This window comes from Neorhizobium populisoli (assembly GCF_019430945.1).
GTDB classification, from domain to species: Bacteria; Pseudomonadota; Alphaproteobacteria; order Rhizobiales; family Rhizobiaceae; genus Neorhizobium; species Neorhizobium populisoli.
In genome coordinates this window covers 18835-39766 of the sequence record NZ_JAHYCB010000019.1, presented here as the reverse complement: position 1 = coordinate 39766, position 20932 = coordinate 18835, and the positions used below count along the sequence as shown (strand labels likewise).

At 59.2% G+C, this 20932-nt stretch carries 23 protein-coding genes; 16 read left to right on the top strand and 7 right to left on the bottom strand.

The window, feature by feature from the left end; genetic code table 11:
• The first annotated feature begins 5 nt into the window (after nucleotides 1–5).
• The 6 genes from KX729_RS30535 to KX729_RS30510 are packed head-to-tail and all read left to right on the top strand — an operon-like array spanning nucleotide 6 to nucleotide 6818.
• Complete coding sequence (locus KX729_RS30535; RefSeq protein WP_219746220.1) at nucleotides 6–1016, top strand: TrbL/VirB6 family protein; 1011 nt, start codon at nucleotides 6–8, stop codon at nucleotides 1014–1016.
• 20 nt (nucleotides 1017–1036) lie between these two features.
• Nucleotides 1037–1729, top strand: coding sequence for a VirB8 family type IV secretion system protein (locus KX729_RS30530; protein WP_219746219.1), 693 nt, complete (start codon nucleotides 1037–1039; stop codon nucleotides 1727–1729).
• Nucleotides 1726–2553 (top strand): TrbG/VirB9 family P-type conjugative transfer protein, encoded by an 828-nt coding sequence (locus tag KX729_RS30525; protein ID WP_376776100.1) that lies wholly within the window; start codon nucleotides 1726–1728, stop codon nucleotides 2551–2553. Before KX729_RS30530 ends, KX729_RS30525 begins: the two co-directional genes overlap by 4 nt.
• Entirely contained in the window at nucleotides 2553–3800 is a 1248-nt protein-coding gene (virB10, locus tag KX729_RS30520; protein ID WP_219746218.1) for a type IV secretion system protein VirB10, read from the top strand. The genes KX729_RS30525 and virB10 overlap by 1 nt, the downstream gene beginning before the upstream one ends.
• Nucleotides 3763–4803, top strand: a complete 1041-nt coding sequence (virB11, locus tag KX729_RS30515) for a P-type DNA transfer ATPase VirB11 (protein WP_219746217.1) — start codon at nucleotides 3763–3765, stop codon at nucleotides 4801–4803. The genes virB10 and virB11 overlap by 38 nt, the downstream gene beginning before the upstream one ends.
• Nucleotides 4800–6818 carry a type IV secretory system conjugative DNA transfer family protein gene (locus KX729_RS30510; protein WP_219746216.1) on the top strand — a complete coding sequence of 673 codons (2019 nt, stop codon included), beginning with the start codon at nucleotides 4800–4802 and terminating at the stop codon, nucleotides 6816–6818. The genes virB11 and KX729_RS30510 overlap by 4 nt, the downstream gene beginning before the upstream one ends.
• A 31-nt stretch (nucleotides 6819–6849) precedes the next feature.
• Here KX729_RS30510 and KX729_RS30505 read toward each other — a convergent pair whose 3' ends face one another.
• The 3 genes from KX729_RS30505 to KX729_RS30495 are packed head-to-tail and all read right to left on the bottom strand — an operon-like array spanning nucleotide 6850 to nucleotide 8032.
• Nucleotides 6850–7059 carry a hypothetical protein gene (locus tag KX729_RS30505; protein WP_219746215.1) on the bottom strand — a complete coding sequence of 70 codons (210 nt, stop codon included), beginning with the start codon at nucleotides 7057–7059 and terminating at the stop codon, nucleotides 6850–6852.
• A 2-nt stretch (nucleotides 7060–7061) separates the two neighbouring features.
• Entirely contained in the window at nucleotides 7062–7856 is a 795-nt protein-coding gene (xth, locus tag KX729_RS30500) for an exodeoxyribonuclease III (RefSeq protein ID WP_219746214.1), read from the bottom strand.
• Nucleotides 7853–8032, bottom strand: coding sequence for a hypothetical protein (locus tag KX729_RS30495; RefSeq protein WP_219746213.1), 180 nt, complete (start codon nucleotides 8030–8032; stop codon nucleotides 7853–7855). Before KX729_RS30495 ends, xth begins: the two co-directional genes overlap by 4 nt.
• Nucleotides 8033–8233: 201 nt before the next feature.
• Between KX729_RS30495 and ku (KX729_RS30490) the strand changes: the two genes are divergently transcribed.
• Genes ku (KX729_RS30490) through KX729_RS30480 form a run of 3 tightly spaced genes read left to right on the top strand, consistent with a single transcriptional unit; the run spans nucleotide 8234 to nucleotide 10302 of the window.
• Nucleotides 8234–9139 carry a non-homologous end joining protein Ku gene (gene ku / locus KX729_RS30490; RefSeq protein WP_219746253.1) on the top strand — a complete coding sequence of 302 codons (906 nt, stop codon included), beginning with the start codon at nucleotides 8234–8236 and terminating at the stop codon, nucleotides 9137–9139.
• A 13-nt stretch (nucleotides 9140–9152) separates the two neighbouring features.
• A complete protein-coding gene (gene ku, locus KX729_RS30485; protein ID WP_219746212.1) occupies nucleotides 9153–9968 on the top strand; it encodes a non-homologous end joining protein Ku in 816 nt (271 codons plus the stop codon).
• A 1-nt stretch (nucleotide 9969) separates the two neighbouring features.
• The gene (locus KX729_RS30480; protein WP_219746211.1) at nucleotides 9970–10302 is read left to right on the top strand and encodes a hypothetical protein; all 333 of its coding nucleotides are present in this window, start codon (nucleotides 9970–9972) and stop codon (nucleotides 10300–10302) included.
• 177 nt (nucleotides 10303–10479) lie between these two features.
• Here KX729_RS30480 and KX729_RS30475 read toward each other — a convergent pair whose 3' ends face one another.
• Nucleotides 10480–10677 (bottom strand): hypothetical protein, encoded by a 198-nt coding sequence (locus KX729_RS30475; protein WP_219746210.1) that lies wholly within the window; start codon nucleotides 10675–10677, stop codon nucleotides 10480–10482.
• Between the two features lie 134 nt (nucleotides 10678–10811).
• Here KX729_RS30475 and KX729_RS30470 point away from each other — a divergent pair, with 134 nt between their 5' ends.
• Together KX729_RS30470 and KX729_RS30465 are read left to right on the top strand one after the other, a co-directional pair.
• Nucleotides 10812–11213 (top strand): DUF2177 family protein, encoded by a 402-nt coding sequence (locus KX729_RS30470; protein WP_219746209.1) that lies wholly within the window; start codon nucleotides 10812–10814, stop codon nucleotides 11211–11213.
• Between the two features lie 6 nt (nucleotides 11214–11219).
• On the top strand, nucleotides 11220–11738 hold the full coding sequence (locus KX729_RS30465; RefSeq protein WP_219746208.1) for a metallophosphoesterase family protein: 519 nt from the start codon (nucleotides 11220–11222) through the stop codon (nucleotides 11736–11738).
• A gap of 49 nt (nucleotides 11739–11787) precedes the next feature.
• Here the strand turns inward: KX729_RS30465 and KX729_RS30460 are convergent, their stop codons facing one another.
• Nucleotides 11788–12021, bottom strand: a complete 234-nt coding sequence (locus tag KX729_RS30460; RefSeq protein WP_219746207.1) for a DUF2934 domain-containing protein — start codon at nucleotides 12019–12021, stop codon at nucleotides 11788–11790.
• Nucleotides 12022–12195: 174 nt separating this feature from the next.
• Here KX729_RS30460 and KX729_RS30455 point away from each other — a divergent pair, with 174 nt between their 5' ends.
• Together KX729_RS30455 and KX729_RS30450 are read left to right on the top strand one after the other, a co-directional pair.
• Entirely contained in the window at nucleotides 12196–13152 is a 957-nt protein-coding gene (locus KX729_RS30455; RefSeq protein WP_219746206.1) for an SDR family oxidoreductase, read from the top strand.
• A 2-nt stretch (nucleotides 13153–13154) separates the two neighbouring features.
• Complete coding sequence (locus KX729_RS30450) at nucleotides 13155–13538, top strand: GFA family protein (RefSeq protein ID WP_219746205.1); 384 nt, start codon at nucleotides 13155–13157, stop codon at nucleotides 13536–13538.
• Between the two features lie 7 nt (nucleotides 13539–13545).
• Here the strand turns inward: KX729_RS30450 and ligD are convergent, their stop codons facing one another.
• Together ligD and KX729_RS30440 are read right to left on the bottom strand one after the other, a co-directional pair.
• Nucleotides 13546–16209 (bottom strand): DNA ligase D, encoded by a 2664-nt coding sequence (gene ligD / locus KX729_RS30445; RefSeq protein WP_219746204.1) that lies wholly within the window; start codon nucleotides 16207–16209, stop codon nucleotides 13546–13548.
• 57 nt (nucleotides 16210–16266) lie between these two features.
• On the bottom strand, nucleotides 16267–16575 hold the full coding sequence (locus KX729_RS30440) for a hypothetical protein (protein WP_219746203.1): 309 nt from the start codon (nucleotides 16573–16575) through the stop codon (nucleotides 16267–16269).
• 436 nt (nucleotides 16576–17011) lie between these two features.
• Here KX729_RS30440 and KX729_RS30435 point away from each other — a divergent pair, with 436 nt between their 5' ends.
• From KX729_RS30435 to KX729_RS30425, 3 genes are all read left to right on the top strand, one after another.
• Nucleotides 17012–17266, top strand: a complete 255-nt coding sequence (locus KX729_RS30435; protein ID WP_219746202.1) for a hypothetical protein — start codon at nucleotides 17012–17014, stop codon at nucleotides 17264–17266.
• 714 nt (nucleotides 17267–17980) lie between these two features.
• Nucleotides 17981–19780: a YbhB/YbcL family Raf kinase inhibitor-like protein gene (locus KX729_RS30430; RefSeq protein ID WP_219746201.1), complete on the top strand. Its 1800-nt coding sequence runs from the start codon at nucleotides 17981–17983 to the stop codon at nucleotides 19778–19780.
• Nucleotides 19781–19819: 39 nt separating this feature from the next.
• Complete coding sequence (locus tag KX729_RS30425) at nucleotides 19820–20923, top strand: alpha/beta hydrolase (protein ID WP_219746200.1); 1104 nt, start codon at nucleotides 19820–19822, stop codon at nucleotides 20921–20923.
• Nucleotides 20924–20932: the final 9 nt, after the last annotated feature.

The following is a 20932-nucleotide window of genomic DNA, read 5'->3' as shown; positions in this document are numbered from 1 at the left end:
ACCGGATGGAAGATTTCCTCGGCGATCTCCTGCAGCGTATTGAGACCTCCGGTTCGAGCTTTTCCGAGCAGGCCTATACCGTGGTCGGCAACGAACTCGTGCCGCTTTTGCGCATCATGTTCATCGTCTACGTGGCCTGGTACGGCTTGCAGCTGATCATGGGGACCTCTCGTCTCGGTGTTGGCGAAATCATAGGCCGCGTTGTCAGGATGATGCTCATCCTGTCACTCGTCAGCTCGTGGGCGAACTTCAACAATCTCTTCTACCAATGGCTCAACGACACCCCGGAGGATGTCGGCCGCGCGATCCTCGCGGCGTCCGGAACCGGGATCACGGAGCCCACCAATGGCATGTCGCAGATCTGGAAGACTGCCAGCCAGGCCGCATCCGCCTTCGCCGAGCAATCCGGTTATTTTTCGATCCTTCCCAGCATGATCGGCGTGCTGATCATGGTCGGCGCCGGCATTTTCATCGCGGTGGCGCTGGCGATCCTGATCCTCGCCAAGGTCATGCTCTGGGTGCTGATCGGCACGGCGCCGATCTTCATCGCCTGCATGCTGTTCGAGCGGACGCGCGACTACGGAATCGGCTGGTTCAAACAGGTCCTGACCTACGCCCTGATACCACTCTTCATCTATGTCATTGCCGCCTTCCTGATCTCGGCGGTGAACCCGGAATTGTCAAAGATCAACACCGCGAGCGGCATACGTACGCTGACACTCGCCGATATTGCCGGCTTTCTCCTGCTCTGCGCGGCCGGTGCCTTTGTCATGCTCCACATCCAGTCGATCGGTCAGGGCATTGCAGGCGGCATCGCCTCGGGGGTCGGCAATGCCGGATCTCGGCTTGCCCATACCGCCGGCATTCGAGCCCCAATCGCAGCAGCTTCGGCGGTCTACCGCGCCGGGGGTTCAGTCCTTACCCCCTGGCGCGGCAGCAAAAACGACGGTCACGGTGACGGCGGAACCCGATCGGCAATGCAGACCAAAATTTCTCGAAACGGCATGCCGACCTGACGGCTTCGCGGAAAGTTCACATGGCTGATACGAAAGACATCGATCTCACCACCTACTACCAGAGCGGTGATCTCTGGGAACAGGAGATCGTCAAACGCGCCAAGCGCTCGCGCGCACTGGCCTGGTTCGTCACGACAGTTTCGGCTGGCATCACACTGCTGTCATTGCTGGCCCTCGTCATGCTCGTGCCGCTCAAGAGTTTCGAGCCCTATCTGGTCGTCGTTGACAAAAACACCGGCTATCTCGAGGTCAAGAGCGGTCTGACCCGACCGACAAATCTCACCGAGAACCAGGCGATCACACAGGCCAACATCGTGCGCTATATCCGGTCGCGGGAAGGATATGATCCTTTCGCGATCTCAGACAATTTCGGGATCGCGGCACTTCTGTCGACCGGCATGGCCGCGCGTGAACTGCAGGAACTCTATAGTTCCGCAAATGCCCGCAATCCGGCCAAGGTCTACGGGCGCAACAAGCGGGTGACGACCGATATCGCCTCGGTTACCTTTCCGAACAGCTCCACCGGCATCGTGCGGTTCTCAACCGCCGAGGTCTCGGAGAGCGAGTCGATCGTTCGCCACTGGATCGCGGTCGTCCGTTTCCGATACACCGACACACCGGCCACAAACGAGTGGCGCTTCGAAAACCCTCTCGGATTTCAAGTCTACGATTACCGCCGCGATCAGGAGACAGTGACGGGGAGCAATCCGTGACCAATCACGTCTCTCTTTCTCTGCTCGCTGCAGTGACGCTGTCCGCTTGCCTTGTTTCGCCGTCTCCCGCTTTTGCCGCAGCCACACCGGCCGGCGGACGGCTCGATCCGCGCGTCACCAGCATCACCTACCAAGCCAACAACGTCGTTCGGGTCTCGGCCACGTACGGCATCTCCACCATGATCATCTTCGATGAAGACGAGAAATTCGAGACCATTGCGGTTGGCGACACGGAAAGCTGGGATGTCGTCCCGACGGACAAGGGCAACATCCTGTTCGTCAAGCCGAAGGCGAAGAATGTCGCGACGAACCTCAACGTCGTCACTACGAAACGGATCTACTATCTCGAGCTCAACGACTTTGCCCCACAGGACAATAAAGAGGTCTTCGGGATCCGCTTTGTCTATCCAGACAAGGATCTGAATGCATCGCTCCGGAAAGAAGCGGAAGCCCGCGCCAGCTATCCAAACATTGCCGGCATCGACAAGACCAACGTCAATCTCGACTATTCGTTTTCGGGCGACACCGGCCTCAAACCCCTGATGGTCTTCGACGATGGCAAAAAGACCTTCTTCAAATTCGGCTCAAAGGTGCCGGCCATATTCGCGGTGAATTCCGACTTCACCGAAACGCTGCGCAATTTCCGGCGCGAGGGTGAGTATATCGTGCTGGATGGCACGGCGACGCAGTTCACCTTGCGCGACGGCGATCAATGGACCTGCATTTTCAATCTTCGCAAGCCGGATTTTGGGCAACCCGATCCGGCATATCTCGGCCCGGCGAGGGACACTGAAGCCACGAGGCGTAGAAGGAGTGGCAACTGATGCAGCGGTCTCCAGAACTCGAAGCCATGCTTGCCGCAGACCAGGCGGACGTGCGCGACAAGCGCGCCCGTCGCAAGCAGTTACTCGGAGGCGCCACCCTGCTCCTGGTTGGCGCGGCACTCGCCTATATCGTCGTCGTCGCCCCGGCACGTAAATCCGGTGATGCTCCAAAGAGCGACGAGGAATTCAGGACGACGACGTTTCGGCCGCCGTCCTTCCTGCGTGAAGAGGTGAAGCCGCAGCCAAAACAGCCGGAGATCATAAATATCCCCGAACCTCCACCGGAAAAACCGGCGGAAAAGTCGGACACCACCGAATTCGCTGTGCCGCCGCCTCCCATGGTCACCCAGCCCATTCAGGCCGGGGAGCCGCCACAGGAGGAGTTTCCCGAACGCTATCGCTCGAAACAGATCGTCACAGACTCTGGCGGCGGCAGTCGGCAAGATGGATCGCTCGCCGGCAGCGGCGCTGATGGTCAGCCGACGGTTGCCGGGGAGGATCGCAACAGCAAATATCTGGCGGCAGCGTCCGCGGTGGGCGATCGATCTGCCAAGGCCCGACAGATCAAGCGCATCGATGCGATGATCCCGGAAGGCACGCTGATCCCGGGCATCCTCGAGACCGCTATTGTCAGCGACCTTCCGGGCCAGATCCGGGCGATCACCGCGCAGGATGTCTATTCCTTTGACGGGCGGCGTATCCTCATCCCGAACGGAACGCGCCTGATCGGCGAATACCAGTCGGAGGTAACCCGGGGCCAGAAGCGCATCTTCGTGATCTGGACCAGGCTGTTGCGCGATGATGGGGTGACCGTGCGTTTGAACAGCATCGGCACCGACAGCCTCGGGCGGTCCGGATTGACTGGCCTCGTCGACAACAAATGGCGCGAGCGCTTCGGATCGGCAATCCTCCTGTCCGTCGTCGGCGCAGGTTCGTCTTACCTGACCGGCTACGGTGGCAGCAGCCGCTCGGGGAGTGGCAGCGGCGGCAACGGCAGTTCGGATGCAGATCGCGCCGCCGACCTAGCCCGCCAAACCATCGCCCAGACCTTTTCCGACATGGCCAATCAGGCGCTCTCGGATAGCCTGAACATTCCGCCGACGATCAGCGTCCATCAGGGGGAACGCATCTTCGTCTATGTCCGCCAAGACCTCGACTTTTCCGCCATGTATCCGGATCCCGTCGAGGAAGCGCTGAAGGAAATCAAACATGAGCGAGGCCTCGATACGGGTCGTTACCGACAGTAGCTCGACGAAAAGCGATCCGCATTATTTCCTGCGGCGGGCACTATCGCCGCTCGTCGGGTTTCTCGATGATCCAAAGGTGGTTGAGATCTCCGTGAATGGTCCTGGCGACGTCTTCGTCGAGCGGCTTGGCTCCGCGCATATGGAGCGCCATCATATCCCCGCCCTCACCTCGGCGGAGATCGAGCACATCGGAGAACGGGTCGCGGCGGCAAGCAACCAGTTCATCAGCCGCATCAATCCCCTGCTAAGCGCCGCCCTGCCCTCCGGCGAGCGCATTCAGGTGGTCCTTCCGCCCGCCGCACCGGACGGCGGCTCGATCTCGATCCGCAAGCAGGTGATCAGCGACTATACGCTGTCGCAGTATCGCGACAGCGGCGCGCTCGACAAGGTGGCCGTGGCCATTGATGGACTGAGTGATGTCGAGGCCCGGCTCGTCCAATTGCTGGAGGAAGACCGCATTCACGATTTCATCGAGACGGCCATCCGGGAGCGGATATCGATGCTGATCAGCGGCGGCACCTCAACCGGCAAGACGACGTTTCTCAATGCCTGCCTCAAGAGCATTGATGAGCACGAACGGATCCTCACCCTGGAGGATACGCGCGAGCTCTTTCCGCCCCATCGCAATAGTGTCCATCTCATCGCGTCCCGCGGTGACCAGGGCACGGCGCAGGTCACGATCCAATCGCTGCTCGAGGCGTCATTGCGTATGCGCCCGGATCGGCTGTTCGTCGGCGAGATCCGCGGCTCGGAAGCTTTTGCGTTCTTGAGAGCGATCAATACCGGCCATCCTGGCAGCATGTCGACCGTTCACGCCGACACACCCATGGGCGCCTATGAACAGCTCGCCATGATGATGATGCAGGCCGGCATGACATCGGGTTATTCGAAGCATGACCTGATGTCCTATATTCGCATGGTCATCCCGATCGTCATCCAACTCAGGCGTGACGGCGGCCGGCGCGGCGTGTCGGAGATTTTTTACGCGCGGCGCGCGCCATGAACCGCAGCTTTCTGATCTTCTACCTGCTGTTCTGCAGCCTGGTTGCCGTCGCGGTCTGGATGCTTGCCTATAGCCTCATCCTGCAGATCGTCTGGAAGGACGGGCGGATTTTCACGATGATGACGACGACCAACGTCGTCGCACCCATCCAGCAGTTCGCAGCCTATGCCGGAAACCGGCAGCTGCAGCTGGTCGCCATGGCATCGCTCATCCCGGCACTGGCGGTCGCTGGCGCAACGGCCGTGTTCGGTTTGCGGCGTCCGACCAACCCGCTCGGGGATGCTGCGTTTCAGGATGTTTCAGCGATCCGGCGCGGCGGCTGGTTCCGCAAGGATGGTCATATCTTCGGGCGCATTGGAAACCGGATCCTGCGAAGAAGAGACGATCGCCATCATCTTGTCATTGGCCCGACGCGCTCCGGCAAGGGTGTTGGTTATGTCATTCCCAACGCCCTGATGTTTCCGGGATCGATGATCGTCACCGATCTGAAGGGCGAGATATTCGAGCTTACCGCCGGCTATCGAAAAGCCCAAGGGCATTCGGTCTTCCTCTTCTCGCCAGGAGCCCCGAAAACAAATCGCTGGAATCCGCTGGACTTCATCCGGCCCGACCGCGGCAGCCGGACGATCGACATCCAGAACATGGCGGCGATCCTGATACCCGAAACGGTCGGGTCGGAGAACGCCGTCTGGCAAGGGACTGCGCAACAGGTCATCGGCGGCGTCATCAGCTACGTTCTGGAAAGCCGGCTCTATCGCAACCGCCGCAATCTCGGCGAGGTCAACGCTTTCTTCAATGCCGGCCTGGATCTGCAAGTGCTAATGAAGCTGGTCAAGGAGACCGAGGAAGATCTCTCCCGTTTCACGATCGACAGCTTCAACGCCTATATCTCGCTCAACGAACGCGCCGCTCGATCGGCGCTCCTCGACATCCAGAAGGCGCTGGCGCCCTTCCGCAATGAAAGGGTGGTCGCGGCGACCGCCGTCACCGACATGGATATCGCTTCCATGCAGAGACGCCCGGTGACCGTCTATCTTGCGCCCAACATCACCGACATGACGATCCTGCGTCCCCTGCTGACGCTATTCGTCCAGCAGGTGATGGACCTGCTAACCCGAGAGCACGATCCGGCAGCGCTGCCTGTCTACTTCCTTCTCGACGAGTTCCGTCAGCTCAAGAAGATGGATGAGATCCTCAACAAGCTTCCCTATGTCGCCGGTTACAACATCAAGATGGCCTTCATCATCCAGGACCTGAAGAACCTGGATGAAATCTATGGCGAGACGGCTCGCCATTCTCTTCTTGGCAATTGCGGCCTGCAGCTCATCTTAGGCGCCAACGACCAGGCGACAGCCGATTACACATCACGTGCACTCGGCAAGCGGACCATTCGCTACCAGTCGGAAACCAAAACGCTCGAAATGATGGGCATTCCCCGCCGCACCAAGGTCGAACAGATCCGCGAGCGCGACCTGATGATGCCGCAGGAGGTGCGACAGATGCCGGAGGATCGTGCGGTGCTGCTGGTCGAAGGTCAACGGCCGATTTTTACCAGCAAGCTGCGATATCACGCGGTGCAGCCTTTCAAGAACGCCGTCGGCTCAAGCTCGGGAGTATCGGTGGAAATCCCGGAGGTGGAACTCGGGACGATGCCACCAGTGCCGGCGACCCTGCCGGGTTATGCTTCAACTGAGGGGAAGCTCGACAGCGCCTCGTCGCCCGTCATCATAAGTCTCGATGCGCCAGCTTTGGCGGAGAAACCCCAGGCGATTGCCAAGGCGATTGGTAAAACCGCTTCCGGAAAATCCTCCCGGTCCCCGGCAAAAAAAGGAACTCCCCTGCCGGGGCCCGCTGAAGCGCGGCTGGTGGAAAGCGCAAAGCGATTGAAATCAAACATCACTGCATCCCTGGACTCGCAGGCGACTGCTTCCAGCCAGCATCGGCTGAGCATCCAGGAAATCTTGGCGAAGACCGTGCCCGACCCCAGTGAACTCGGTCTTCAACAGGATTGGTGAAACGGTTGCTCGCAAGAAACCGAAGCTGTCGTCAAGTCGCACTTGGCCAATCGTTGGCGGGCTCGTCGATCGGGCTTTCATCGTCGGCGGGATCGGGGTCGCGTTCGTGTGCCGTGCGGAGATTTCCGATCTCTTCTTCGATCGCTTTGAGAACGTCTGCTTGCTCGACCCCCTGCACTACGAATCTATCGACCAAATCCTCCAGTTTGTACCGTAGATCGGCTCTCCATTCACCGCTCATCACTACCTCCTTTTACTGACAGGTTCTTCAGCGAGTTCGATCCAGACCGGGGCGTGGTCACTCGTGTGGTCCCACCCGCGCACGTGCTTGTCGACGTCGGCCTTCATCAGGCGCTCGGCAAGGTCGGGGCTGAGCAGGAAGTGATCGAGGCGAAGCCCCGCATCCCTTCCGTAGGCGTTCCTAAAGTAGTCCCAGAATGTGTAGATCCGTTCGCCTGGGTGAAGCGCTCGGACGGCATCCGTCCATCCCTGCCCTACCAGTTTGCGGAACGCTTCCCGCACCTCGATGCGGAAAAGTGCATCGTCTCTCCAACGTTCGGGCTTGTAGACATCGAGATCGGTCGGCATGACATTGTAGTCGCCTGCCAAAATGACAGGGACCTCGAGCTCCAGAAGCTCGTCAGCGTACGAGTGCAGGCGCTGGAACCAGCGGAGCTTGTAGTCGAACTTCGGACCGGGATAGGGGTTGCCGTTTGGCAGGTAGAGACAGCCGATGACAATTCCGTCCACGATCGCTTCGATGTAGCGGCTCTGCTCATCCTCCGGCTCCCCCGGGAGACCTTTGCGTGTCAGGTGCGGCTCTTGACCGCGCGCCAGAATTGCAACGCCGTTCCATGATTTCTGGCCATGCCAGACTGCGCCATAGCCAGCTGCGTTAATGGCCTTGGCGGGAAACTTTGCATTCGGTGCCTTCAACTCCTGAAGAACGACGACGTCAGGTCTCGCCTCGCTCAGCCACCGAAGCAGGATCTCGAGACGACCGTTGACGCCATTGACGTTGTAAGTGGCGATTTTCACTTGGACTTGTGGTCGCCCTTATCGCCCTCGCCGGGCTTGGCATCATGCTTGGCATCGTGACGCTTGTCGGCCGACAGGGATCTGCCGACATCGACGGACTCCTTGAACTTTCCCTCTTCGTCGCGGCGGACGTAGCGCTTGTCGTTTCCGGTATCGATGAGTTCACGTTTGGTCATGGGGTCCTCCTTCGGTTGCGGTCTCTTGATAACTCGCAAACGTGCGAAAAGATGCATCGATTCCAGCGGCTTGATCTGACTCTTCAGGTTGCAGCGCATAATTGAATCAAGTCATTGAAAAAGAGTCGCTTTTCACGCCGGAACGATTCGCATGGTGATTCGGTTGAATCGCCAAAGTTGCGTCAGATTGTGGAGAGTTCGATGGCAGGCATGCGCGCCCAATGGAAAGGGTTCATCAAGTTCGGCGAGGTCTCGGCAGGGGTTGCTCTCTATACGGCGGCATCGACATCCGAGCGTATCACTTTCAACACCATCAACAAGGCGACTGGAAATCGGGTCAACCGAGTGTTCATCGACAGCGGCACCGAAGAACTCGTCGAGAAGGAACAGCAGACAAAAGGCTTTGAGATCGAAACCGGTCAGTACATCATCATTGATCCTGACGAGGTCGCTGCGACAATCCCTGACAGCAACAAGACCCTTGAGATAGAAGCATTTATCCCATGCTCGGATGTCGATGACGTCTATTTCGACAAGCCCTACTACCTGACCCCAGACAAGCTCGGATCGGAAGCCTTTGCGGCCCTGCGGGACGGCATGCGGAAGTCGAAAGTCGCAGCCATCGCCAGGACGGTGCTCTTTCGGCGGATGCGGACCGTGCTTATCCGCCCGCACGGCAAGGGCCTGATAGCTACCACCCTGAACTACGACTACGAAGTCCGCTCTTCAAAGAAGGCATTCGAGGAAATGCCAAAGATCAAGATCGAGGGCGAGATGCTCGATCTCGCCAAGCACATCATTTCAACGAAGAAGGGCGACTTCGATCCCGCCACTTTCGATGATCGCTACGAGGCCGCGCTCGAGGAACTCGTGAAGGCGAAGATCGAGGGCAAGTCCCTGCCCAAGCGCAGACAAGTCGAGGTGTCCAAGCCCAACGACCTACTGGCGGCCCTCAGGGAAAGCGCTGGCATGACGAAGGCATCCAACGATAAACCGAAACGCACTGCGGCCAACGCCAACACCGGCGCAGGCCGTCAGGGCGCCGCGCGCGGGGCTGCCGCGAAGTCCGCCGCTTCGAAGGCGGCCCCGCAGCGCAAGTCGGCTTGAGGAGAAGATTGCCATGGCTCTGCGTCCATACTGGAAGGGATACCTCAAGCTATCCCTCGTCACCTGCCCGGTGAACATGACCCCCGCGACATCGGAATCGGAGAAGGTCCGGTTCCACACCCTCAACAAGGACACCGGCAACCGGGTCGTTTCCCAGTACATCGACTCCGTCACGGGCAAACCGGTGAAGGACGAGAACGAAGCAAAGGGGTACGCACGCGGCGAGAACGACTATGTTATCCTCACCGAAGACGACCTCGATAACGTCGCGCTCGATACGGTGAAGACCATCGACATCGAGAAGTTCGTGCCCGCCGACAGCATCGAGTGGGTCTACCTGGAAAAGCCGCACTATCTGATGCCCGACGATGCCGTCGGTAATGAAGCCTTCGCGGTGATCCGCGACGCGATGAAGGCGGACAAGGTCGTCGGGATATCGAAGCTCGTCATCGGGCGTCGCGAGAAGGCGGTGGTTCTCGAACCGAGGGCCGAAGGCATCGTACTCTGGTCACTCCGTTTCGGAGACGAGGTGCGGCCGGAAGAAAACTACTTCGAGGATATCGAAGACGAGGCCGATTCCGACCTTGTCCCGCTCGTGCAGCAACTCATCAAACAGAAGACGAAGCGCTGGTCCCCGGACATGGTCAGCGATCCGATCCAGGAGAGCCTCCTCGAGCTGATCGCAGAAAAGAAAAAGGCGTTGAAGCCCAGGAAGGCCGCCAAGGGCAAGAAGGCCGAAGCGGAGGAACCGAAGTCGAATGTCGTGAATATCATGGATGCGCTTCGCAAATCAGTGTCCGCTGAACTGAAAAACCGGAAGGCTGGCTGAGATGATCGACGAGACCGAGATTACGCTCTGCGAACCAGCGCCATTCCTCTATCACGAGAACGGCCAGATTGCCGTCACTGACGGTTCGACCGTCTGGCTGGTGATCGTGACATGCGAAGCGATCAAGGCTACGGCGCCACCTCCGGAGAAAACTCTTCGACGGCTGATCCGGTACGCGGAGTTCTATCGCGACCTGGCTGCAGCCGCGATCGCCAGGGGGGAGGATGTCGATGGAAAGGTATGGGTCACCGAGGCGGCCGTGATGTCCTCGCAACCGCGAGCGATGAAAATGCCTAGCGGCCTGGGAGGCAGGCTTGCCCAGCATGGTTCGTGACTTTAACGGCTACCGCATTTCAATCTATAGTCCCAATGACCACTTTGCAGTCCTTACAGGGCCGGGAAGCAATGCGGTTATTGATTTCAGGGAAAATCAACCGCGGTCGACCGTGGTGGAAGGTGCGGCCGTGTGCCTGGATAGGGCCGAGAAGCTGATCAAGACACTTTCGTAGCGTCAGTTCGCCCTCGTACGCCTCTGCAGCGAAGTCGAAGCCACTGTCGCGGCATCCCGAGCCAGACGCATCTGCTTTAGAAGAGCCGTTTTCTTCTCCCGTTCCGAAATCTGCCTGTCGATGATTTCGTAAGCCGCATCGGTCGTCGCGTCGAGCTTTTCGGTTTTTGTGAGCTTGGGCTTAAGTGCTTCATTTTCCATTTTATCTAAATAGGGCGACGAAGGCGTACAGCAAGGATAAACTTGAGCTTCCTTGCCCGCGCGTAAAGGCGAGCGCGGAACAAGACCGCGGTAATTGTGTTCACCCGGCGAGCAAATCCAAAAGGACGCAACGGATGAAGACGCTTGGTATCGCCTACGCCGGAACGCTGATTTCATTTCTGCTTATCGACGCAATCTGGCTTGGTGTCGTTGCCAAGAACTTTTATCAGGAACAGCTTGGTGAGTTGATGCTGCCGTCGCCGAATTTCGCGGTCGCTGCTGTCTTCTATCTCTTCTTCGCGGTCGCCATCGTGATCCTCGCGGTCCGTCCCGGCATCGAGGCCGGCTCAGTGTGGACTAGCATTGGCTACGGGGCGACACTGGGCCTTGCAGCTTATGGTTCGTACGATATGACAAACCTGTCGACCCTGAAGGGGTGGCCGGTTCCGCTGACGATCGTTGACCTGGTCTGGGGCACGCTCCTGACATCTGCCGCGAGCGCATGCGGCTTCGCCGCGGCTCGTCAGTTTGGTTAGCCGGCGGTGATCTTCTTCACCGCAGACACGCATTTCGGGGATCCTCGCGTGCTGCGGATCGACCGTCGTCCGTTTCCGCACATGGCGGCACATGATGCTTCGCTCATCGAGAACTGGAACGCCGTCGTCGGGCAGAATGACGATGTCTGGCATCTCGGCGACTTCATGTCGGTAAAAGGTGGCGACTGCGCGGCCTTGCTTCGAAGGCTGGCTGGTCGAAAACACCTGATCGTCGGCAATAACGATCCGGCGACAACAACTGCATCCGAGGGATGGGCCAGCGTCCAGCACTATGTTGAATTCCGGGAGGGTGGCCATCATTTGATCCTATGCCACTACGCATTCCGGACGTGGAACCAGATGGGCAAGGGATCGATCAATCTCCACGGCCACTCGCATGGCCGGCTAAAGCCTGCACCTCGCCAATTTGATGTCGGTGTCGATGCGCACGGGCTGAAGCCGGTAAGCTTGGCCGAGATCCTCGTTTCCAAGAAAAGAACAAACGGCTCTACCGGCGGCATCTAGGATGCTGAAACGCATGTCGTTCGTCTCATTCCAACGGATACTGTTTCTCTCAGCGGCGCTCGGGATTTTCCGAAGCGGGCTCGAGTGAAGCGCTCTCCGCACGCTCCTCGTCCTTTATGTCATCTTCATCGATCAAGTCCCGAAGGGTTTCGTGTTCGTCGTCGCCGGCAATTTCATCCTGGGCTTGATCCCAATGCCGGGCAGCCGCGCCTTCCGGGCGCCCTTCGTTTTCCCAAATCTCATAAGCCCGCTGCTGGATGCGCTCGTATTGATCCCTGGCCATCGTCTAACCTCTCGAAAAACCCTGATTTGTTTGAGACAATAAGCCCGCTGACGTCGCCAGGTTCCTTTCAAACATCACCGCGACCCGAGCGCATGTCGATCGTCGAGGTATCCACCTCTCGAACCAATCCCCTTCTTGTTCGTTTGGATCACGTATTGAGATGGAGACAGGACGATGACCGCAGCATTTACCGCAGCTAAGCAGCGCGAAATCCAGGAACAGGTGGCTGAAGCGGATCAGCAGGAAATCTCTCCCGAACCGCGGGCGATGCAGGCCGGTGCCCGTCGATATCCCGAGCCGCCGTTTCCGGAGCAGCATCAGGACAAGCCCGGCGACGAAGCCGCCTTGGTGCCGGCGACCATGTATGACGCGCCGTTCTACATCGGCTCGGCCAAGCTGAAGGACAAGGTAGCGCTGATCACCGGTGGCGATAGTGGCATTGGACGATCCGTAGCGGTGTTGTTCGCGCGGGAAGGCGCCGATATCGCGATCGTCCACCTTGACGAGGATGCCGACGCCGAGACGACGGCTGCCGCCGTCGAGAAGGAAGGTCGCCGCTGCCTGGTGATTAAAGGCGATGTCAAGGAGTCCGCGTTTTGCCGCGACGCCGTCGAAAAAACTGTCAATGAATTCGGAAAGCTTGATGTCCTGGTGAACAATTCGGCGTTCCAGGTCCATACCTACGACATCGTCGACTTGATCGAGGATCATTTCGACGAGACGTTGAAGACCAATCTCTACGGCTATTTCCACATGGCACGGGCCGCCGTTCCGCATCTTAGGAACGGCTCTGCGATCATCAACACCGGTTCCGTCACCGGTTTCGACGGCGAAAAGACGTTGCTCGATTATTCGATGACCAAGGGCGGTATCCACGCCTTCACCAAGGCACTCGCATCGCAGCTCATCCCGAAAGGCATTCGCGTGAACTGCGTTGCCCCCGGCCCTGTGTGGTCACCGCTCAATCCAAGCGACAAGGAGCCCGCGAAGGTCGCCGAATTCGGTTCCGGCACGCCGATGAAGCGCCCGGCCCAACCCGAGGAGATCGCGCCAGCCTACGTCTTCCTCGCTTCACCCCAATGCTCGAGCTACATCACCGGCGAGATCCTGCCGATCGTCGGAGGGTATTGAGGATGGCGATATTGAGCGAACGTCAAGGTTCATGCCGATGTGGTCGGGTCTCGTTCGCCGTGCGAGGCGAGCCGATGCGTATTGGCATTTGCCACTGTACCGACTGCCGCGTTGAGAGCGGTTCGGCTTTCACCTATTTCGGAATCTGGTCCGCCGATCAGTTCACCACTGCCGGTGAGACGGCAGTCTTCGAGGGCCGCAGATTCTGTCCGTCCTGTGGCTCGCGTTTGTTCGCATATGATGAGACAGAGGCCGAAATAAAACTTGGAAGCCTGAGTGACGCGCCAGCGGATCTTGTCCCGGTCTACGAGCTGTGGGTAAGACGCCGAGAACCCTGGCTCGTGGCTATAGACGGTGCTGAACAGTTCGACGAGGATCGGCCGTGACGTCGAATCACGCCGCGACCTTCCGGGATTTTGCAAGCCGCTTGATGGCCGGCTCGAGGGGCCGCTGGCCATCACAGTAGTCCTCCCACGCCGTACTTTTCTTCAAGAGGTCCGGCACTGTCCTGACAGTGAATCGACTAGGATCGAGGCCGGCTTTGACTTGCGTCCAGTTAAGCGGCATCGATACTGTTGCGCCTGGGCGGGCGCGGGGCGACAGAGGTGCGACAGCCGTCGCCATCCGGTCATTACGCAGGTAATCCAGGAAAATGCGCCCCTCCCGCTGATTTTTGGCCATCTTGATCAGATAGAGGTCCGGATTGTCCCGAGCCATCTCTTGGCAGACGTCGTGTGCAAAGGCTTTTGCCTCGTCCCAGCCCAGTTTCTTGCCTTTCGGTGTCGCCAAAGGCGTGACGACATGCAGTCCTTTGCCGCCGGTTGTCTTGCAGAAGCTGATCAGGCCGAGCTCATCCAGGCGATCACGAATTTCGCGCGCGGCTTCGACGACGGTGGAGAAGTCGACGTCCGGACCTGGATCAAGATCGAATACCAGACGACCTGGCACTTCTGGCTGGTTGGGCTCGCAATTCCAGGGGTGTAACTCGACGCCGCCGATCTGCGCAATCGCCGCTAGACCTTCGACCCGGTCGATCTGCAGGTAGGGCTTCTTGTCGCCGAAGACGGTGACGAGTTCCACGAGATTGGACGTCCCCGGCATGGCGTGGCGTTGAAAAAACTGCTCGCCACCGATACCATCCGGCGTGCGGATGATCGAGCACGGCCTTCCCTTGATATGCTCGATCAGCCAGGACCCAACAGCTTCGTGATAGCGAGCCAGATCGACCTTCGTGACGGGCTTCTTGTCGCCAGCGTCCGGCCACAACGGCTTGTCCGGGCTTGAGATCATCACGCCCATCACCTCTGCCTTCGCACCTTTGCCAAATCGCTTGTGCGCCGGCTTGGCGGTTTCGGGATCGGGTACCTGATTTTCGTCTGGGGACGCTGGCGTCTCGGCCTCGACCTCCCCCGCCGGCTTGTCTTCCCGCAAACCCTTAAACGACGCCTGACGGACCTGGCCGTCCGTGGTCCAGCCAGCGAACTCGATCTCGGCAACAAGTTCAGGCTTGAGCCAGACGATGTCGGAAGACTTCTTGGGAGCGCCAATGCCTGTGAACGGCGACTTCGGGGTTTCCATCTCCTGCAATTTTGGCAGGAGCGTCTCGACGACCTTGGCGCCGTATCCCGTGCCGACCCGGCCCACATATACAAAATGACTGCCGCGATTGACGCCAACCAACAGCGATCGGAACCTGCCATTGGTCGTGGCATAAGCGCCGATCACGACTTCATGGCCGGCGCGGCATTTGGATTTCGCCCACGTCTCCGTGCGCCCGGACTGGTACGGCGCGTCCGCCTGCTTGGATACGATACCTTCCAGCGACAGCCGGCAAGCCGACTTCAGGACCGCATCACCGCCGGTCTCGAAATGCTCGACAAAACGAAGAAGCGGATCCTCGCCAGCTTCGGACAGAAACGAGGTCAACCGTTCCTTCCGCTTCGTCAGGGGATGGTCACGCAGATCTTCATCACCGACAAAGAGGAGATCAAAGGCGAAATAGACCAGATCATCCGTCTTTCCCTCCGAGAGTGCGGCTTGCAGGGCGGCAAAGTCAGGTGCGCCGTTCTCGTCAAGTGCGCATATCTCGCCATCAATGATGCAGTCGGGAAGGGAAGAGGCGGCTGCTGCGATCGCGGGCCATTTCGCGGTCCAATCGAGGCCCTTGCGAGTCTTCAGCGTGACCTCGCCATCCTCGACCCGCATCTGGATCCGATAACCGTCGAATTTGATTTCGTGGATCCACCCCTTGGCCGCCGGCGGGCGTGAAAGGGTTTCGCAAAGCTGGGGCGCGATGAAGTCGGGCATAGCTGACTTGGCGCGCTTGGTGGTTGCGGGCCTCTTACCCCGTGTTCCGTCATTCCTTGCTGTCGTCTTGCGCGCTTCGGCTGCAAGGCCGTGACTGCTGTCCCACACGGCATCCGCCTCGGCCGCATCACCCTGTAACATGAATGGCTTCGGCTTCCTGCCCTTGCCGGATGCTATGGTTTCCATCGGGCGGCCTGACGCAACGGAAGTGGTGTTTTCTTCCAGGACTGACGACCCGTTCTCCTCAACCGAAAACTCGTCATGATGTTTGATCAGCAGCCAGTTCGTGCGCTTGCCGCCATCGCGATCATGCCGCATGCGCACAAGGACAAAGCTGCCATGCAGGCGCTTACCGTGCAGTACGAATTTGAAGTCCCCCTTCTTTAGCGCCTCTTCCGGCGACTTGGCTCCTTCCGGTTCCCAGTAGCCGCGATCCCAGAGCATGACGGTGCCGCCGCCATATTCGCCTTTCGGGATCGTTCCTTCGAAATCGCCGTAGTCGAGCGGATGATCCTCGACTTCGACGGCCAACCGCTTGTCATGCGGATCGAGAGACGGGCCGCGCGTCACCGCCCAGCTTTTGAATACGCCGTTGATCTCCAGGCGCAGATCATAATGCAGTCGGGTCGCATCGTGTTTCTGAATGACGAAGCGCAGCCGGCTGGATGGCTTGATGCCGTCCTCTCCGCTCGGTTCCTTGGTTTTCTGGAAATCCCGCTTCGACCGATATGTCGAAAGACTGTCAGCCATGATCTCGAAACTCCGTTACAGGATACGAAAGAGCCGGTTAGACCCGCTCCACATTTCTCAGCGACCAGAAACCCAAATAGCGTCCAGATCACCAAAACCGCGCTGGACGGCGGCAATCTGGCTTGCGGCGATATCGGCAGACACTTCGATCTCCCCCTCGAGCGGTGCGTCCGTCCTGACTTCACCTTCGTCGCGAACGTCACCGCCGGATGGCTCTGAACCCGCCGAGTTCTTCGATCCGACAGGCTGCACGAAGATGTCCGGGCGCGCAATACCGTGCTGTTGCACCAAGTGTTCGACCGCAAGCTCGGCTGCCTCTCGGGTTTTGAATGTTGCGTAGATCGTGGTGGTGGCGCTATCGGACATCGGTCGTTCCCTGTGCTGATTGATTGAGTCCAAACGCCGCTTAAGCTCGTAGGTTTCGATTGAATCCGAAAACCTCCCTCAATCGAGGTGGATTCAGGTAAAAAACTCATATGTTTCCTTTTCGTTTTCGCTGTGAAGTCTTGGCCCAATCTCGCAACCGCCACACGGCGCCGATCTCAAACCGGAGCTACTCCAGTTCCAGGTCGAGCATTTTGGGAAGTCCCGTCATGTTATGGCATTGCTTACGGTATCGACGAGCGGCAGGTGCGGCCCGATCGCATCCGCAAATCGGTTGGCGCCAAGCACACATTTTGCGTCGATACCAATGACTTTGCCATTGCCGAGTTAGCCCTCGGCGGAGAAGGTCTGCGCTTTCTTTAACGACGCAACGTTCACAAAACCCTTGCGCTGTGTCGTTAAGCTTCGGGGGACAGCGGTGGAGCAACGGATACAGGAAAAGAAACTACGCGAGATCGAGCGTATTGCGGAGACGATCAAAGAGCTGGCGACCCCTCAAATGCAACCGAAAGCGCTGATCGACGCGGTTAAAAATCGTCATCCGGAAGCGTCAAAGAAGGAAATTGCGCGCGCAGCGTTTCTGAGCGTCATACTGTCGGCCGAATACTCGCCGGAGGACACGCAGGCCCTGCACGATCTAGCCGTGGAGACACGCGAAGAAGGGGACGGCTGAATCAGTGGATCGCCGTGCCGTGACCTAGATATTCCGGCGTCCTCCTTTTACCGGAAGGAGAAGCTTTGATGCCGACGTTTCAAGCTTTGCTTTTAGGTTTCACGATACGGACGGCGACTGAGCATTATCGTTATTCTCCTCGGGGGCATCGGCTTCGACACCAAGCGATGACAGACGGTAGGTGATCGCAAACGCCTAGACGGCATTGAGGACATCACGGTCGCGCACGTGCGGATCGCTAAGCGCAAACAGTCAAGCTTTGACGATCCGCTTCGCGGACGTCTTCGGACAATGATCTGTGATATAATCGAACAGGTTCCTGTCGCGCCAAGCCGTCAGCTGCACCTTCGAGGAGGTGCTGGTAGGTCCTTTTGAGTTTCTCTCCTATATTTCAATCTCCTTTTCCAAAGACTCCGCGAGGGACCGGGTGCTTGCCGATCAGCTTTCTGACGTCAGCGAGGATGGAAAACGCCAGATCGTTGTTTGAGTTCACTACAGGGTTTTGACAAGACCGTTGCGGTGCAGTCAGAGATAGTGACCGGGCCTTGTTCACTCTCGACCGCGCCTAGAGGTCGTCAAGCGAGCTACAACCGACGGGCGATCACCGTTGACGCTGCGGCGCGCGGCCTAGATCCTGTCAATATTCGCCCTGCCCGGGAACAACGGTGCTTGCCGCTTGTTGAAGCGCCGTACCCCATTGGAGAGATACATCGCATGAAAGCTGGACTTCTCGGCGCCGCGTCAGCGGCAGCTCTACTCGCCATGCTCACTGCCGCCCATGCTCAGCAAGGCGATGGAACGGAAGTTCAGATCACCACCAACGTCTTTAAGCCGAACAAGCTGCCAACGACCACTGATCGGATCGGTCAACTGAAGGTGCCTGAGGGTTTCTCCGTCCAGCCGTTTGCGCAGGGGCTCGGCAATGCCCGCATCATTGCGGTATCGAACCAGGGCTTCGTTTATGTGAGCCGCCGCGAAGAGGGCGACGTCCTGCTGCTCAAGGATGAAGACGGCGATGGCAAGGCCGACAAGGCGCCGGTTCAAGTGGCTTCGCGCGCGCAGGCCCATGGCCTCGCCGTCAAGGGCAACAAACTTTACCTTGTGACGGTCAAGGAAGTCTTCGTCGCCGATATCAAGCAGGACGGAACGCTCGGTCCGCTGGAAATGATCATCGGCGACCTGCCGGATGCCGGGCAGCACCCGAACCGGGTGATGGCGTTCGGACCGGATGGCATGCTTTACATAAGCGTCGGTTCTACCTGCAACGCCTGCAACGAAAGCAACGCGGAAAATGCGACGATCCTGCGCGCGACTCCCGACGGCAAGAGCCGGACGATCTTCGCCTCCGGCCTGCGCAATACGATTGGCTTTGACTGGAGCCCGCAGACCGGCGAGTTGTGGGGCCTCGATCACGGCATCGACCTTCTCGGTGACGAGGTTCAGCCGGAGGAACTCAACCGGCTCGAGCAGGGCAGGCAGTATGGTTGGCCGCATGTCTACGGCAAGGGCGACATCTATCCACAATCGACGCCGGTCGGCGGCGTGACCAAGGAGCAGTGGCGCGCGCACAGCCAGCCGATGGTTCTAGGCTACACGGCGCACGCCGCCCCGATGCAAATGAAATTCTACACCGGCGCCTCTTTCCCGGCGGAGTATGCCGGTGACGCCTTCGCGACGATGCGTGGATCGTGGAACCGCAACCCGGCCTCCGGCTACGAGGTCGTTCGTATTCATTACGAAAACGGCCAGCCGACAACGATCGAACCGTTTCTCACCGGTTTCCTGACGGATGGCGGCAAGACCCATTTCGCTCGCCCGGTTGGTTTGGCCGTGGCCAAAGACGGCGCGCTGCTGATGGCTGACGACACCAACGGCGTCATCTACCGCATCGCCTATTCCGGCAACGCCGAAAAGACCGCCGCGGCAACGATGCCTCCGGCAGAGCCGATGCAAGCTCAGGCTGCGAAGGGCGTCGGCGTCCCAATCGCCATTGATCGACCGGAGACCAATGCCAAGCTTCAGCCGCCGATCAAGGTCTCTTCTGAGGCCTTCTCCGCCGATCAGACCATTCCCCAACAGCACAGCGAATATGCCGACGGCGTGTCGCCGGTGCTCAAGTGGAACGCGGTTACGAATGCGGCATCCTATGTGATCATCATGGAAGATCCCGATTCCAAGCCGATCAAGCCCTTCGTCCATTGGCTGGCCTGGAATATCCCTTCTACCGTCACCAGCCTGCCCGAGGGGCTGCAGGAGCAGCTGCGCCTGACTGAGCCAGAGGGTGTTTCGCAGGGCCGCAACAGCTCCGGCACGCATGGCTATTTCGGTCCAAAGCCGCCGATCGGCGACCCGGCCCATCACTACCATATCCAGGTTCTGGCGCTCGACCAGATGCTCGACCTGCCGCCGACGTCGGATCGCGACGCTCTCCTTGCCGCGGTCTCCGGTCACGTCATCGCAAAGGGGGAGCTGGTCGGCATCTATCAGCAGAAGATTGACCCGCCCAAGCAGTGACTCGAAACGCAAAGCAATCTTACTAAACAAGGATCCATCATGCCGGTTCATTCTTCCGCTTTGCGAGCGGTCGGCCTTTCGGTCGCGCTCCTGTCTTCGGCCTCGCTGGCGTTGGCGCAGCAGGCCCAGCCCGCTCCCGCCCCGGCTTCGACCCAGCCGGCCGCGTCGCCGCGGCAGGCGCAAGCCGACGCGCAGATGCAGGCCGTGCTGGAGGCTCTGAAAGCCCTCGATGCGAAACCTTTCCACACGCTGGGCGTCGCGGAGGCCCGGACCCAGGCGAGCCCCGCCGATGCCGCCCGCACCGTACAGCGAGACAGGAAAATATCGCCCTTCCCGGAAGCGAAGTTCGCCACCAAGGACATCGCGATCCCGACTGCCGGCGGCGCTCTGCCCGCCCGGGTCTACATTCCCGAAGGCGACGGCCCGTTCCCAGTGGTTCTCTACTTCCACGGCGGCGGCTGGGTTGTTGCTGACATCAACGTTTATGACGCGACGCCCCGAGCGCTGTCGCTCGGCTCCAAGGCCATTGTCGTGTCAGTCGATTATCATCATGCGCCGGAAAGCAAGTTCCCGGCGCAGCATGACGACGCATGGGCGGCGTATATTTGGACGGTGGAGAACATCCACACGCTGAACGGCGATGCCGACAGGATTGCCGTCGCTGGCGAGAGCGCCGGCGGCAACCTTGCCGCCAATGTTGCGCTGATGGCCAAGGAGAAGAAAACAAAGATGCCGGTTCACCAGCTGCTGGTCTATCCGATCGCCGGCAACGACATGAACACGCCATCCTACCAGGAGAACGCTGACGCCCTTCCGCTCGGTAAAGCCGACATGGAATGGTTCGTGGCGCATGTCTTCAAGTCCAAAGACCAGACCGCTGATCCGCGCATCAACCTCGTTGGGCGCAGCGATCTCGGCGGGCTTCCTTCTGCCACCGTCGTTACGGCGCAGATCGACCCGTTGAGATCCGAAGGACAGGCTTATGCCGAAAAGATGAAGGCGGCCGGTGTTACGGTCAACCTCATCAATGTCGACGGCGTGACGCACGAATTTTTTGGCATGGCCAAGGTCGTCGACAAGGCGAAAACCGCTGTCGATGCCGCCAATGCCGATCTCGCCAAAGCCTTCTCGAAGAGCAAGTAAGTGGAGCGC